Here is a 351-nt window from a genome sequence, read left to right as displayed (position 1 = left end):
TATTGCCAATGCGGTTACATTCGCCATAACAGCACACCACATCACCCACACCGACCGGTGCTTTAAACACTATGTTGTCGACAGAGACGGTAACCACTTTACCGCGAGATATTTCCTTAGCCAGAATGGCGCCGGCCAGATCGAGCTGTGACATTATCCAGCCACCAAAAATATCGCCATTTGCATTGGTGTCAGCAGGCATGGCTAAAGTGCGAAGTAATAACTGGCCTCGTGGGACATTATTTTCTGAATTCATCATAAATCATGTGTTGGGAAGATGTATTCATATGGTCATCAATATTGCGGTAGCTTGCAAGCAGAAAGCGCCTGGTCTGACCCAGGTCTGATGGA

1 protein-coding gene is annotated in these 351 nt (G+C 47.0%); it reads right to left on the bottom strand.

The annotated features are described in order from the left end of the window. A partial coding sequence (locus ACYP03_RS24880) for a hotdog domain-containing protein (RefSeq protein ID WP_459782508.1) occupies positions 1–256 on the bottom strand: 256 nt, incomplete at its 3' end. Positions 257–351: the final 95 nt, after the last annotated feature.

The organism is Photobacterium sp. R1 (assembly GCF_054600795.1).
Note: the sequence above shows the minus strand (reverse complement) of the source record. Positions and strands in the feature narration are given on the sequence as shown.